This window comes from Planococcus sp. 11815, from assembly GCF_051096385.1.
Lineage (GTDB): Bacteria > Bacillota > Bacilli > Bacillales_A > Planococcaceae > Planococcus > Planococcus citreus.
Map to the genome: position 1 here is coordinate 1,050,001 of NZ_CP096991.1, position 13,024 is coordinate 1,063,024.

Genomic DNA, 13,024 nt, shown 5'->3' on the forward strand with positions numbered 1-13,024 from the left:
AATGCGATTCCCCAAGTAGCGGCGAGCGAAACGGGATCAGCCCAAACCAGAAGGCTTGCCTTCTGGGGTTGTAGGACACTCTATACGGAGTTACAAAGGAACGGATTAAGCGAAGCGACCTGGAACGGTCCGCAAGACAGGGTAATAGCCCCGTAGCTGAAAGTTCGTTCCCTCCAGAGTGGATCCTGAGTACGGCGGAACACGAGAAATTCCGTCGGAATCCGGGAGGACCATCTCCCAAGGCTAAATACTCCCTAGTGACCGATAGTGAACCAGTACCGTGAGGGAAAGGTGAAAAGCACCCCGGAAGGGGAGTGAAATAGATCCTGAAACCGTGTGCCTACAAGTAGTTAGAGCCCGTTAATGGGTGATAGCGTGCCTTTTGTAGAATGAACCGGCGAGTTACGATTGCATGCAAGGTTAAGGTGAGAAGCCGGAGCCGCAGCGAAAGCGAGTCTGAATAGGGCGAGTGAGTATGCAGTTGTAGACCCGAAACCAGGTGATCTACCCATGTCCAGGGTGAAGGTAAGGTAACACTTACTGGAGGCCCGAACCCACGCACGTTGAAAAGTGCGGGGATGAGGTGTGGGTAGCGGAGAAATTCCAATCGAACCTGGAGATAGCTGGTTCTCTCCGAAATAGCTTTAGGGCTAGCCTCAAGAAGAGAATCCTGGAGGTAGAGCACTGTTTGGACTAGGGGCCCATCCCGGGTTACCGAATTCAGACAAACTCCGAATGCCAGTGATTTATGCTTGGGAGTCAGACTGCGAGTGATAAGATCCGTAGTCAAGAGGGAAACAGCCCAGACCACCAGCTAAGGTCCCCAAATATCCGTTAAGTGGAAAAGGATGTGGCGTTGCTTAGACAACCAGGATGTTGGCTTAGAAGCAGCCATCATTTAAAGAGTGCGTAATAGCTCACTGGTCGAGTGACACTGCGCCGAAAATGTACCGGGGCTAAACGGATTACCGAAGCTGTGGATGGACATCGTAGATGTCCGTGGTAGGAGAGCGTTCTAAGGGCGTTGAAGTCAGACCGGAAGGACTGGTGGAGCGCTTAGAAGTGAGAATGCCGGTATGAGTAACGAAAGACGGGTGAGAATCCCGTCCACCGAATGCCTAAGGTTTCCTGAGGAAGGCTCGTCCGCTCAGGGTTAGTCGGGACCTAAGTCGAGGCCGATAGGCGTAGACGATGGACAACAGGTTGATATTCCTGTACCACCTCCCCGCCGTTTGAGTAATGGGGGGACGCAGAAGGATAGGGTGAGCGTGCCGTTGGTTGTGCACGTCCAAGTTGTGAGATGAGAAACGAGGCAAATCCCGTTTCTATGTACATCAAGCAGTGATGGCAAGAGGTTTAACCTCAGAGTCCCTGATTTCACACTGCCAAGAAAAGCCTCTAGCGAGGCGGGAGGTGCCCGTACCGCAAACCGACACAGGTAGGCGAGAAGAGAATTCTAAGGTGAGCGAGTGAACTCTCGTTAAGGAACTCGGCAAAATGACCCCGTAACTTCGGGAGAAGGGGTGCTCTGGTAGGGTGAATAGCCCGAGAGAGCCGCAGTGAATAGGCCCAGGCGACTGTTTAGCAAAAACACAGGTCTCTGCAAAACCGTAAGGTGACGTATAGGGGCTGACGCCTGCCCGGTGCTGGAAGGTTAAGGGGAGTGCTTAGCGCAAGCGAAGGTGCGAACCGAAGCCCCAGTAAACGGCGGCCGTAACTATAACGGTCCTAAGGTAGCGAAATTCCTTGTCGGGTAAGTTCCGACCCGCACGAAAGGCGTAACGATCTGGGCACTGTCTCAACGAGAGACTCGGTGAAATTATAGTACCTGTGAAGATGCAGGTTACCCGCGACAGGACGGAAAGACCCCGTGGAGCTTTACTGTAGCCTGATATTGAATTTTGGTGCAACTTGTACAGGATAGGTAGGAGCCAGAGAACCCGGAGCGCCAGCTTCGGGGGAGGCGTCGGTGGGATACTACCCTGGTTGTATTGAACTTCTAACCCACAAGCCTTAGCGGCTTGGGAGACAGTGTCAGGCGGGCAGTTTGACTGGGGCGGTCGCCTCCTAAAGAGTAACGGAGGCGCTCAAAGGTTCCCTCAGAATGGTTGGAAATCATTCGCAGAGTGTAAAGGCACAAGGGAGCTTGACTGCGAGACGGACAGGTCGAGCAGGGTCGAAAGACGGACTTAGTGATCCGGTGGTTCCGCATGGAAGGGCCATCGCTCAACGGATAAAAGCTACCCCGGGGATAACAGGCTTATCTCCCCCAAGAGTCCACATCGACGGGGAGGTTTGGCACCTCGATGTCGGCTCATCGCATCCTGGGGCTGTAGTCGGTCCCAAGGGTTGGGCTGTTCGCCCATTAAAGCGGTACGCGAGCTGGGTTCAGAACGTCGTGAGACAGTTCGGTCCCTATCCGTCGCGGGCGCAGGAAATTTGAGAGGAGCTGTCCTTAGTACGAGAGGACCGGGATGGACACACCGCTGGTGTACCAGTTGTTCTGCCAAGAGCATCGCTGGGTAGCTATGTGTGGCCGGGATAAGTGCTGAAAGCATCTAAGCACGAAGCCCCCCTCAAGATGAGATTTCCCATTGCGCAAGCAAGTAAGATCCCTCAAAGACGATGAGGTAGATAGGTTCGGGGTGGAAGCGTGGTGACACGTGCAGCTGACGAATACTAATCGATCGAGGACTTAACCAACAAACTGAACATGCGTTTCCAATGTCGATTTATCCAGTTTTGAAAGAATAAGATATTATTTTTAAAAAAATACTTGAAATAATCGGTATTATTGATATAATAAATCTTGTCTTTCAAATTAATACAGTCTAGTGATGATGGCAAAGAGGTCACACCCGTTCCCATCCCGAACACGGAAGTTAAGCTCTTTTGCGCCGATGGTAGTTGGGGGTTTCCCCCTGCGAGAGTAGGACGTCGCTAGTCTGGTTATTATTCCGAAGTAGCTCAGTGGTAGAGCACCGCACTGTTAATGCGATGGTCGTAGGTTCGAGTCCTACCTTCGGAGCCAATTATGGAGAGCTGTCCGAGTGGCCGAAGGAGCATGATTGGAAATCATGTAGGCGGGCAACCGTCTCAAGGGTTCGAATCCCTTGCTCTCCGCCAGTATCTTAAGCTCAAAATAAAGGCCCCTTGGTCAAGCGGTTAAGACACCGCCCTTTCACGGCGGTAACACGGGTTCGAATCCCGTAGGGGTCACCATTCAATGGAGGATTAGCTCAGCTGGGAGAGCATCTGCCTTACAAGCAGAGGGTCGGCGGTTCGATCCCGTCATCCTCCACCATTTCTTTCATGCATATAAAATAGAAGGAAACTTTAATATTATCGCGGGGTGGAGCAGTTCGGTAGCTCGTTGGGCTCATAACCCAAAGGTCGCAGGTTCAAATCCTGCCCCCGCAACCAAATGGTCCCGTGGTGTAGCGGTTAACATGCCTGCCTGTCACGCAGGAGATCGCCGGTTCGATCCCGGTCGGGACCGCCATTTTTATTAATTAATATGGGTCAGTAGCTCAGTCGGTAGAGCATTAGATTGAAGCTCTAAGTGTCGGCGGTTCGATTCCGTCCTGACCCACCATATTTTTTCTCCATGCCGGAGTAGCTCAACTGGTAGAGCAACTGACTTGTAATCAGTAGGTTGAGGGTTCAAGTCCTTTCTCCGGCACCATTAGGTGGGGTAGCGAAGTGGCTAAACGCGGCGGACTGTAAATCCGCTCCTTCGGGTTCGGCAGTTCGAATCTGCCCCCCACCACCAGTTTTTAGGGGCATAGTTTAACGGTAGAACAGAGGTCTCCAAAACCTCCGATGTGGGTTCGATTCCTACTGCCCCTGCCATTTTTTTAAATATTATGTTGGCGGTCGTGGCGAAGTGGTTAACGCACCGGATTGTGATTCCGGCACTCGGGGGTTCAATTCCCCTCGTCCGCCCCATGTTTTCTTGAAATTTTAATATCATACATAATAATAGCGTGGCGGTCGTGGCGAAGTGGTTAACGCACCGGATTGTGATTCCGGCACTCGGGGGTTCAATTCCCCTCGTCCGCCCCAGTATTATTGGGGTATAGCCAAGCGGTAAGGCAACGGGTTTTGATCCCGTCATGCCCTGGTTCGAATCCAGGTACCCCAGCTTTAGCGGAAGTAGTTCAGTGGTAGAACGCCACCTTGCCAAGGTGGAGGTCGCGGGTTCGACCCCCGTCTTCCGCTCCATTATCTAGGCGGCATAGCCAAGCGGTAAGGCATGGGTCTGCAACACCCTTACCACCGGTTCGAGTCCGGTTGCCGCCTCCAAACTATTTTGCCGGCGTGGCGGAATTGGCAGACGCGCGGGACTCAAAATCCCGTTCCTTCACGGGAGTGTCGGTTCGACCCCGACCGCCGGTATCAAATGATCATCACTCTGCCAAGTGATGAAAGCTTAAAACTCTGACTTTTATAGTCAGAGTTTTTTTCTTTATTTATACGAATGATTTGCAGTTGTATACAGCAAAGATTTTTTTAAAAAAATAGCTAATAACCCCTTGCAAAATAATCGGTTTACTAATATAATAATAAATGTTCCTGAAAGCAATGAATAATTGTTTCTGGATTCAATTTTGCCGGCGTGGCGGAATTGGCAGACGCGCGGGACTCAAAATCCCGTTCCTTCACGGGAGTGTCGGTTCGACCCCGACCGCCGGTATCATTTTCATTGCTCTGCCAAGCAATGTATTGAAAAGCCCTAACTTCAGTTAGGGCTTTTTTCTTTGTCTTAATTTGGTAACAAGAGTAGCACTATTATTAGAAAAACCACTAATGGAAAACTAGCTGAGGAGTAGCCTGTTATCGAACGAGACGGACGTGGCCGATGCGGTAAGTTGGAAGGGTAGTGATGGAAACATCTTAGGGGATCGGCTCTCTACACCGGTATTTTGAAAAAGACAGCTTCCTTTGAAGACTGTCTTTTTTACGTGTATTGGAATATATAATAGGATGCGGTAGGAGAATGGAGGCTGCGTGTTATAATAATCAAAATTACGATCTTGGCGGGGGTGGCAAGGTGGTTACAGAACAAGGATTTGATCAAGAGTTTACGACTATACTTGATAACCATGAAGTTCTGTTAAAAGAAGGGTTGAGTGAAGTTGAAGTTGTAGAGAGGTTAAAGATTTTTGGCGCCAATGAATTGCCTCAAGGAAAGCGAGAACCTGGAGTTATAAAGTTTTTTAAGCATTTTCATGATGTGCTGATCTATGTATTGTTGGCAGCGGCAGTTATTACAGTCGTACTTGGACATTATATTGATACAAGTGTCATTTTAGCTGTAGTTGTCATCAATGCGGCAATTGGCTATATTCAACAGAGTAAAGCTGAGAAAGCATTGGATAGTATACGTGAAATGCTTTCATTTAAAGCTGGAGTGCTGCGAGAGGGCAAACGAAAAGATATTCTGGCGGCTGATTTGGTGCCTGGGGATCTTGTTTATTTAAGGGCGGGTGATAAGGTGCCCGCAGATATACGGCTTGTAGAAGCGTCGAATCTTCAGGTGGAGGAGTCCTCTTTGACTGGTGAATCAGATGCAGTAAATAAACAGACTGAGAGGCTATCGAGCGATACGGTGCTTGGGGATCGTTCTAATATGGCATTTGCAGGAACTGCTGTTGCAGCCGGATCAGGGTTTGGGGTTGTCATTGCAACAGGAGGGGATACTGAACTCGGAAAAATCAGCAGCGCGATGGAATCGGTCGAGAAATTACAGACACCCTTATTAAAGCAGACCGCTCAATTCGGAAAAGTGATATCAGTGATTATTGTACTGAGTGCAATCGGCATGTTTTTCATTGGTTATTGGGTCCATGACTATGCCACAGCTGAGCTATTATTGGCAATCATCGGCTTGACCGTAGCCGCCATTCCAGAAGGGTTGCCAGCGGTATTATCCATTATTTTAGCTTTGGGTGTCCAAACGATGGCTGGGAAGAATGCTATTGTACGGAACTTGCCATCAGTCGAAACTTTAGGGGCCGTTACGGTAATATGCTCAGACAAAACAGGGACTTTGACGAAAAATGAAATGACGGCGACTTCTGTTATTCTGGCAGATGAAGAAATCAATGTTAGTGGGGTCGGTTATTCACCCGAAGGAATGTTAAAGAAAAACGGAGATGGCATTCGTTTAGCTGATCATCCTCGCTTGGCAAAGTTTTTAGCCTGTGTGAAAACAGTTAATGATGCGCATTTGTTCAAAGGGAAAAAAGGGAAATGGTCAATCAGTGGAGGTGCGACGGAAGGCTGCCTGTTGACGCTTGCAGAGAAAGCGGATGACGAAGTAGAGAAGTTGCCAGTGATTATGAAGATTCCGTTTGATTCTTCTTATAAATACATGGCTGCTTTGGTTGAAGATCGGGGAACTAAATGGATTTATGCAAAGGGGGCCCCTGAAAAGCTACTGGATATAATACAAAGCGAAGAGAGGGATGAATGGGAGGCGAAGATAGCCTCACATGCAAAACGCGGAGAACGCCTTTTAGGAGCTGCTGTTAAGCAAGTCGATTACACAGTGGAAGTCATAAATCACGAAGATATGAAGTGCGGGTTTGAGTTTCTAGGCATGGCTGGCATCATTGATCCTCCGCGGGAAGAAGTGATCGATTCAATTGTACAATGCAAGAAAGCCGGAATTCGTGTCAAGATGATCACTGGAGACCATAAAGACACCGCTGTGGCGATTGGAGCCAAGCTTGGAATCGGTGATGGGGCCAAGGCGCTTGAAGGCAGGGAATTGGATGGTTTAAACGCACAACAGTTAGAGGCTGCAGCCATGGAATATGACATTTTCGCGCGTACCAGCCCGACAAATAAATTGCAATTGGTTGAAGCTCTTCAAGCCAAGGGGCAAGTGTGTGCAATGACCGGTGATGGGGTCAATGATGCACCGGCTTTGAAACGAGCTGATATCGGCATTGCGATGGGAATCAAAGGAACAGAAGTATCAAAAGAAGCGGCAGAGATGGTGCTGGTTGATGATAATTTCAGCACGATTGTCAATGCAGTGAAGGAAGGGCGGCGCGTCTATGACAATTTGAAAAAGACCATCCTGTTCATATTGCCGACAAACGTATCCGAAGGGCTGCTCATTTTTATCAGCATTCTATTTGGCACTACGATTCCGCTCACTGCTGTGCAGATTTTGTGGGTCAACATGATTACCGCTGTGACGATTTCCTTGGCGATTGCATTTGAGAAGCTCGAGCCTGGTACGATGGAGCGGCCACCTAGGAAAGCCAATAGCCCGTTGCTCAGTGGCTATTATGTTTTCCGCATCGCTTTTGCATCGGCGATTATCGGAGGGGGCATTTTATGGATGAACAGCATGCTGGAAGCTAGAGATTATGACCAAGGCATCTTGCAGACCATGACTTTACAAGCCCTGGTCATTTCACAGCTATTTTATTTATTCAATTGCCGGAGTGAGCGGCGTTTTGCACTGAATCGTGATTTCTTTTCCAATAAAGCGGCTTTAATTGTCTCGGCCATATTAATCTTAGTGCAGCTATCGGTGACGTATGTGCCGTTTATGAATACGCTGCTTGGCACGGAACCGATCGGGCTCAGGTATTGGATTTGGCCATTGCTGATCGGGATGAGCGTCTTTATTATTGTGGAGCTTGAAAAATGGGTGGTGCGCTTGATGAGCAGAAATTCAAAACTTGTGAAATAATTATTAAAGCGGGAATGAAGGAGGAGTTATGAGACAGATACATAGTGAAGTCGTCGAATTCAGAGGAAGCCATTATGATTATGGAATGATGCAAGGAAATGCGCTTAAAGAATCGATTACGCTGCACAATCGCCGCGGGCAATGGAAGAGTAAGAGGCCACGTTTTGTCATCGATCCGGCAGAAGCGCAAGCTGCGTTCAACGAATACGCCCCGAAATTATGGGAGGAGTTGAAAGGCCTTGAAGATAGCCTCAAGCTGCCGATTGATGAGGTGCTTCGTGATTTTGGCGGTTACCGTATCGATGCGCCGCCGTCGGGCTGTTCAATCGTCAGCGGCGAAGACTTTTTGGTGCGCAATTATGACTTTCATCCACAGACCTATGAAGGCAGGTTCTGCTTGTTTCAACCTGAGGAAGGAAATGCCATCATTGGTCCGAGCCAGCGCATTTTGGGGCGTATGGATGGGATGAACGAGCATGGCTTGGTGATGGGCTATAATTTTATGCACCGGAAAAACCCGGGTGATGGCTTTGTCTGTTATATGATCGGGCGCATCATTCTCGAGAGCTGCGCGACTATCGATGAAGCTGTTGCTTTGGTCGAAGATATTCCGCATCGCGGGTCATTCAGCTACGTTGTGACCGATAAGAGCGGTGCCACAAAGGTTATGGAGGCAACGCCGCGTAAAGTGGTGGTGCGCGATGCAACGGCTTGTACGAATCATTTTGAAATCCAGCAGCATGAAAACCGCAATTATCTAAAGGATTCCTATGAACGCTTGTCAGTTATCGAACAGAATGCAGAAGATGCAGCGGAAGCGTATCGTGCTTATCGCTTGTTCAATGACACGGACCGCGGCTTGTTTTCGAATCTTTATAAGAGTTGGGCCGGAACAATCCATACATCTGTTTATTTACCGAAAGAGCAGGAAGTGTGGTTTGCGCTTGGGGGCGACCAGGAGCCCGAAGTATTTAAGTTTGGGGAATGGCTTGCAGGAAAGCCTGTCCGCAATACATCCGTCTATGGAAAGGTCGATACCGGCATCGGTTTCGCCCATACCGATGCTTTGTTTAAATAAAAAACGGCTGGAGCATATGAGTGCTCTAGCCGTTTTTTTGTTGCAATGAAGACAGGTCGTCAAGATACGGAAACGGGAAATGGGTGTCGATTTTCCCGTTGATGCGTTTTGCCAGCAAGCGCTCGCCTTGAAGCCATTTTTGGAAATCGAACATGAGCGGCAAGCGGTCAGGACCGATGGCGAAGCCGACTTCCAAGCTGTTTGGGAAATAGGAAGCTGTATGCAAAGTGCCGGAAGCCGTGCTGTATTTTGTTGAAAATACGCCCTGATCCGAGTCGTTCAATAATCGGAACGCTGCGTATGCGTCATTGGACGTTGTGGAATGCGTAAGAAGCGCTTCCTCGCGGCGTTTGGAATCGTCAATCTGGTAACGGTTTTCTTCCGATAACACTTCGAAATGGTTGGTCGAAACTGCCGCTTCCCGGACGATGACATTGCGCGGGGAAGTTTCGGCGACGACTGAACGTCCGCTCTTATCCAACAACACATAGCTGAACGACCGGCGGTGGGGCAATTCTTTCAATAAATCGACCGCTTCTTCGATCGATGCGCAATGCTCAAGGATCAGGCGCCCGATCATATTGCAGATAAACCCGTCCGCTGAATTGCGACGGTTGATGAAATTATAGCCCATTGCAAGCCCTTTTTCGTTTAGCCCGTCGGTTCGTCCGGTAATTTGCATGGACGGTCCGATGGATGCATAGCCCCCGTCAGTCGGCTCGTACAAGGCGAATCGGCCTTCATAGCCTTGCGGTGAGCTGTCATAGTTGCGGACAAGGAAGTCAGAACGGCTCAGGATCGAACAGCCGCTGCGTGTATATTCGATATAATAGCCGCCGAATTCTCGGAGGGCGTCGTAAAATGGCCATTTCAAGGCATCGGCTAAGCCTTCGATTTCTTCCCAAATGCGCGGGGCAAAGCGTTCGAGCATGTCGATGGCTTTTGTTTCGTCCACCAATAATTGCTTGCTATTCTCACTGCGCTGTATTTTTCGGTTCGGCAAAAGCAGTGAATCTCTCAACAATTCCCCTTGATGATAGCCGAAATCATAATGGCTGCCGCGGAATTGGATAACGTCGCTATGGACTTTCTTCATGTGGCATCCCTCTTTTTTATCTCAGTATCAAAAGAATACTAGAGTTTTGGGGAGAATAAAAAGAATATGCCTGAAGCGTATGCTTCAGGCAATTAAAGGACGTAGCTTATCGCTTCGCCGCCATTGATTCCGGTGAACATATTGCCGGCAGCGGTCAATAGCTGAAGGGCATTGTCGCGGTTCATGGACGGGCGGAGGTAAAACACGTGTACTGCGTCTGTTGTTTGCGGTGTCACAGCAGTGCGCTTTGAATCGACGTATGGGCTGCCGAAAGCGCCTTTTGCATCGCGTGTAACGATGATGTTATCGAGCGTATTGTCGCGGTTATTCAAACCTTCATAGCGGTCGTCAGGCTTGCCGAGGGCGATTTCGATATCGCCTTCAATTTGATCTGTATCGTACAAACCGAGTGGAATTTCGTACTGAAGCGATAGAAAACTGTTCATATCGATTGCTGAATTGACAGGGGCCAGATAGTTTTGCTTGCGCACACGGCGGTACAAGGCTTCCGCAGAAGGCCGGTAGCGGTTCGGATCGCTTCCGAGCGCTTTCCAGGCCAGCTTCCATTCGAGAAGGCCAGGGAAATCCGTCAATTCCTTATCGTCCATATCGAAGAACAATTGCTCCTGGAACAGTTGGAGGCGGCCTTTTAACATTTGAGGTGAATCCGAAACGGTGATATTGTTATAATGAATAATGCCGATTTTGAAATCAGGCACAATCTCTGTAATTTCAGGGTTTACGCGAAAGTCCACAGCAATCATCCTTTCCGTGAATAATAGCCTTATCTTACCATAAATTGGAGCAAGGAGTTATCGACATGAACTTGGATCAATTCCAACAACAACTGGTTGCGTATGCCGCGGAAATCGGGATTGATAAAATCGGCTTTGCTTCGGCCGAACCTTTTTTTAGTTTAAAGCATCGTTTGATCCGCCAGCAGCAATTGAATTTCCAGTCCGGTTTTGAGGAATCGGATGTGGAGAAACGCACGCGTCCGGAATTATTGATGGAAGAGCCTGTGAGCATCATTGCCATTGCGATTGCCTATCCTTCCAAAATGGAAGGGGCGACGCCTGGTGTCAAAGGGGCACGGCGTGGTATTTTCTCGCGTTCTTCCTGGGGCAAGGATTACCATGCGGCACTTCGGGACAGGCTGGCGCTGCTGGAATCTTTTATCGCCGCCCATTATCCGGAGGCGCGCATGAAATCAATGGTCGACACTGGCGAATTGTCAGACCGTGCCGTGGCAGAACGGGCCGGTATCGGGTGGAGTGCGAAAAATACCAATATCATCACGCCGGAGTTCGGGTCATATGTCTATTTGGGCGAGATGATCACCAACATCCCTTTTGAATACGACGAGCCGATGGAAGATCAATGCGGCGACTGCCGCTTATGTATCGATACGTGCCCGACCGGTGCGATTGTCGAGGGCGGGCAGCTCAATGCCCAGCGCTGCATTTCGTTTTTGACACAGACGAAAGGCTTCCTGCCGGATGAGTTCCGCTCGAAAATCGGCAACCGGATTTACGGCTGCGACACGTGCCAGACCGTGTGCCCGAAAAATAAGCGCAAGGCCAATCGCATCCATCCGGAATTCGATCCGGACCCGGAAATCGCCAAGCCTTTGCTCGAGCCGTTGTTGACCATTTCCAATCGGGAGTTCAAAGAGAAATTCGGCCATGTATCAGGTTCTTGGCGCGGCAAAAAGCCGATTCAGCGCAACGCCATTTTGGCACTTGCCCATTTCAAGGAGCAGCCGGCAGTGCCTGCATTGATCGAATTGATGAAGACGGATCCGCGCCCAGTCATCCGCGGCACGGCCGCTTGGGCGATTGGCCGCATCGGGACGGACGATGGAAGACAAGCGCTCGAATATGCACAGCAGCAAGAGAAAGATGAAGAGGTGCTGGCGGAGATCGCCAAAGGCCTGGCATTCTTTTCTGCAGAAACGAAAGGATAAGTGAAGAGATTTGGGAATACACATTGTGTTATATCAGCCATTAATTCCGGCGAATACCGGAAATATTGCACGCTCATGTGCGGGAACGGGCGTCAGCCTGCATTTGATCAAGCCGCTCGGATTTTCGACGGACGATAAAATGCTTAAACGGGCGGGGCTCGATTATTGGGAGCACGTGGACATCCATTACCACGATGGACTCGATGAGTTGTTTGCGGCCTATCCTGACGGCAAATACCATTACATCACCAAGTTTGGCACAAAGACATACAGCTCGTTCGATTTTTCGGATGCCGAGGAAGATTATTTCTTCGTCTTCGGTCAGGAAACAAAGGGCTTACCGAGGGAATTGATTGATGCCAACTTAGACCGCTGTTTGCGCATTCCGATGAATGAACATATCCGTTCACTCAATTTGTCGAACACGGCAGCGATCTTGATGTATGAAGCGCTGCGCCAACAGGATTTCCCGAATTTAAAATAAACGACAAAAAAGGACAGCGCGTGGGCGCTGTCCTTTTGCATTTCACATTATTGTCTTTTGTCTGTGCCTGGTTTGTCATCGTATCCAGCAGTGAAGATAGCTACCAAAAACGATACACAAATCCCCAAGATTAAGATCAAGTTCATGAATGACGACCTCCTTGAAATTTGCATCTGTGTTTAGTATAGCGTACCAAAGGGAAAAATGAAATATGGAACCCACTTGAAAATATGGACATTTTCCGTCCATCCGAAAAACCTGAAACTTTTTTGGATGTGATGCGTATATAGGGGTAGGAAGAAAAGGAAGGGATGAACTGATATGAAAATGAAGACATCCGTTGCACTGCTTTGGATTACGGGCCTTGCGGAGGCATTTCTGGCCATTCCGTTCATCGGAGGCGGATTTGTGATTTCTGCAGGCTATGCACCGCTCGGCATCATGTTCGTGCTGCACGCCATTACGTTGTTCTTTTGCTTTAAAGAATATTCACCGAAGTTCGGCTCGATTCTGGGGATCATTACAAGTGCACTCGCTTGGATTCCGTTGATCGGCTGGGCACTGCACTTATTGACAGCAATCGTGCTATTGCTCTCCGCAGCCATGTCCGGGCGTTCAGCTAGAGTCTAACAAGAAAAGCACCGAGAAATCGGTGTTTTTTTGTGGGCAAATGTAAAGACGATGAA

At 49.1% G+C, this 13,024-nt stretch carries 7 protein-coding genes, 17 tRNA genes and 2 rRNA genes (1 of these 26 cut by a window edge); 24 read left to right on the forward strand and 2 right to left on the reverse strand.

Annotation, left to right across the window (positions count from 1 at the left end; genetic code table 11):
- The 21 genes from M1Q06_RS05290 to M1Q06_RS05390 all read left to right on the forward strand — a co-directional run.
- Window positions 1-2,703, forward strand: a 23S ribosomal RNA gene (locus tag M1Q06_RS05290); it begins 229 nt to the left of the window's first position.
- 127 nt (window positions 2,704-2,830) lie between these two features.
- A 5S ribosomal RNA gene (gene rrf, locus M1Q06_RS05295) occupies window positions 2,831-2,946 on the forward strand.
- A 10-nt stretch (window positions 2,947-2,956) separates the two neighbouring features.
- Window positions 2,957-3,031: transfer RNA gene (locus M1Q06_RS05300), tRNA-Asn, on the forward strand.
- A gap of 5 nt (window positions 3,032-3,036) precedes the next feature.
- A tRNA-Ser gene (locus M1Q06_RS05305) sits at window positions 3,037-3,126 on the forward strand.
- 21 nt (window positions 3,127-3,147) lie between these two features.
- Window positions 3,148-3,222, forward strand: a tRNA-Glu gene (locus M1Q06_RS05310).
- A 6-nt stretch (window positions 3,223-3,228) separates the two neighbouring features.
- Window positions 3,229-3,304 (forward strand) — tRNA-Val (locus M1Q06_RS05315).
- 42 nt (window positions 3,305-3,346) lie between these two features.
- A tRNA-Met gene (locus M1Q06_RS05320) sits at window positions 3,347-3,423 on the forward strand.
- Between the two features lie 3 nt (window positions 3,424-3,426).
- A tRNA-Asp gene (locus M1Q06_RS05325) sits at window positions 3,427-3,502 on the forward strand.
- Between the two features lie 17 nt (window positions 3,503-3,519).
- A tRNA-Phe gene (locus M1Q06_RS05330) sits at window positions 3,520-3,595 on the forward strand.
- Window positions 3,596-3,609: 14 nt separating this feature from the next.
- Window positions 3,610-3,685, forward strand: a tRNA-Thr gene (locus M1Q06_RS05335).
- Window positions 3,686-3,688: 3 nt separating this feature from the next.
- A tRNA-Tyr gene (locus tag M1Q06_RS05340) sits at window positions 3,689-3,772 on the forward strand.
- A gap of 6 nt (window positions 3,773-3,778) precedes the next feature.
- Window positions 3,779-3,852 (forward strand) — tRNA-Trp (locus M1Q06_RS05345).
- Window positions 3,853-3,872: 20 nt separating this feature from the next.
- A tRNA-His gene (locus M1Q06_RS05350) sits at window positions 3,873-3,948 on the forward strand.
- Window positions 3,949-3,989: 41 nt separating this feature from the next.
- Window positions 3,990-4,065, forward strand: a tRNA-His gene (locus M1Q06_RS05355).
- 7 nt (window positions 4,066-4,072) lie between these two features.
- A tRNA-Gln gene (locus tag M1Q06_RS05360) sits at window positions 4,073-4,144 on the forward strand.
- A 5-nt stretch (window positions 4,145-4,149) separates the two neighbouring features.
- Window positions 4,150-4,224, forward strand: a tRNA-Gly gene (locus M1Q06_RS05365).
- Between the two features lie 7 nt (window positions 4,225-4,231).
- Window positions 4,232-4,305 (forward strand) — tRNA-Cys (locus tag M1Q06_RS05370).
- A gap of 9 nt (window positions 4,306-4,314) precedes the next feature.
- Window positions 4,315-4,398, forward strand: a tRNA-Leu gene (locus M1Q06_RS05375).
- A gap of 214 nt (window positions 4,399-4,612) precedes the next feature.
- Window positions 4,613-4,696: transfer RNA gene (locus M1Q06_RS05380), tRNA-Leu, on the forward strand.
- Window positions 4,697-5,053: 357 nt separating this feature from the next.
- Window positions 5,054-7,714: a cation-transporting P-type ATPase gene (locus M1Q06_RS05385; protein WP_434402104.1), complete on the forward strand. Its 2,661-nt coding sequence runs from the start codon at window positions 5,054-5,056 to the stop codon at window positions 7,712-7,714.
- Between the two features lie 28 nt (window positions 7,715-7,742).
- Window positions 7,743-8,792, forward strand: coding sequence for a C45 family autoproteolytic acyltransferase/hydolase (locus M1Q06_RS05390; protein WP_434402106.1), 1,050 nt, complete (start codon window positions 7,743-7,745; stop codon window positions 8,790-8,792).
- A gap of 25 nt (window positions 8,793-8,817) precedes the next feature.
- On the opposite strand, the gene M1Q06_RS05395 is transcribed toward M1Q06_RS05390, so the two are convergent.
- The gene (locus M1Q06_RS05395; protein ID WP_434402108.1) at window positions 8,818-9,888 is read right to left on the reverse strand and encodes a C45 family autoproteolytic acyltransferase/hydolase; all 1,071 of its coding nucleotides are present in this window, start codon (window positions 9,886-9,888) and stop codon (window positions 8,818-8,820) included.
- A 92-nt stretch (window positions 9,889-9,980) separates the two neighbouring features.
- Complete coding sequence (locus M1Q06_RS05400) at window positions 9,981-10,643, reverse strand: B3/B4 domain-containing protein (protein ID WP_434402110.1); 663 nt, start codon at window positions 10,641-10,643, stop codon at window positions 9,981-9,983.
- Window positions 10,644-10,708: 65 nt separating this feature from the next.
- Here M1Q06_RS05400 and queG point away from each other — a divergent pair, with 65 nt between their 5' ends.
- The 3 genes from queG to M1Q06_RS05415 all read left to right on the forward strand — a co-directional run bounded on the left by queG (window position 10,709) and on the right by M1Q06_RS05415 (window position 12,968).
- Window positions 10,709-11,854, forward strand: a complete 1,146-nt coding sequence (queG, locus tag M1Q06_RS05405) for a tRNA epoxyqueuosine(34) reductase QueG (protein WP_434402112.1) — start codon at window positions 10,709-10,711, stop codon at window positions 11,852-11,854.
- Between the two features lie 10 nt (window positions 11,855-11,864).
- The gene (gene trmL, locus M1Q06_RS05410) at window positions 11,865-12,338 is read left to right on the forward strand and encodes a tRNA (uridine(34)/cytosine(34)/5-carboxymethylaminomethyluridine(34)-2'-O)-methyltransferase TrmL (RefSeq protein WP_434402114.1); all 474 of its coding nucleotides are present in this window, start codon (window positions 11,865-11,867) and stop codon (window positions 12,336-12,338) included.
- 321 nt (window positions 12,339-12,659) lie between these two features.
- Window positions 12,660-12,968: a hypothetical protein gene (locus M1Q06_RS05415; RefSeq protein WP_101189917.1), complete on the forward strand. Its 309-nt coding sequence runs from the start codon at window positions 12,660-12,662 to the stop codon at window positions 12,966-12,968.
- Window positions 12,969-13,024: the final 56 nt, after the last annotated feature.

Excerpts from the sequence above, each read along its gene's own strand:
- M1Q06_RS05390 (WP_434402106.1), top strand. The coding sequence starts at position 7,743 with ATGAGACAGATACATAGTGAAGTCGTCGAATTCAGAGGAAGCCATTAT.
- M1Q06_RS05395 (WP_434402108.1), bottom strand. The coding sequence starts at position 9,888 with ATGAAGAAAGTCCATAGCGACGTTATCCAATTCCGCGGCAGCCATTAT.
- queG (WP_434402112.1), top strand. The coding sequence starts at position 10,709 with ATGAACTTGGATCAATTCCAACAACAACTGGTTGCGTATGCCGCGGAA.
- M1Q06_RS05415 (WP_101189917.1), top strand. The coding sequence starts at position 12,660 with ATGAAAATGAAGACATCCGTTGCACTGCTTTGGATTACGGGCCTTGCG.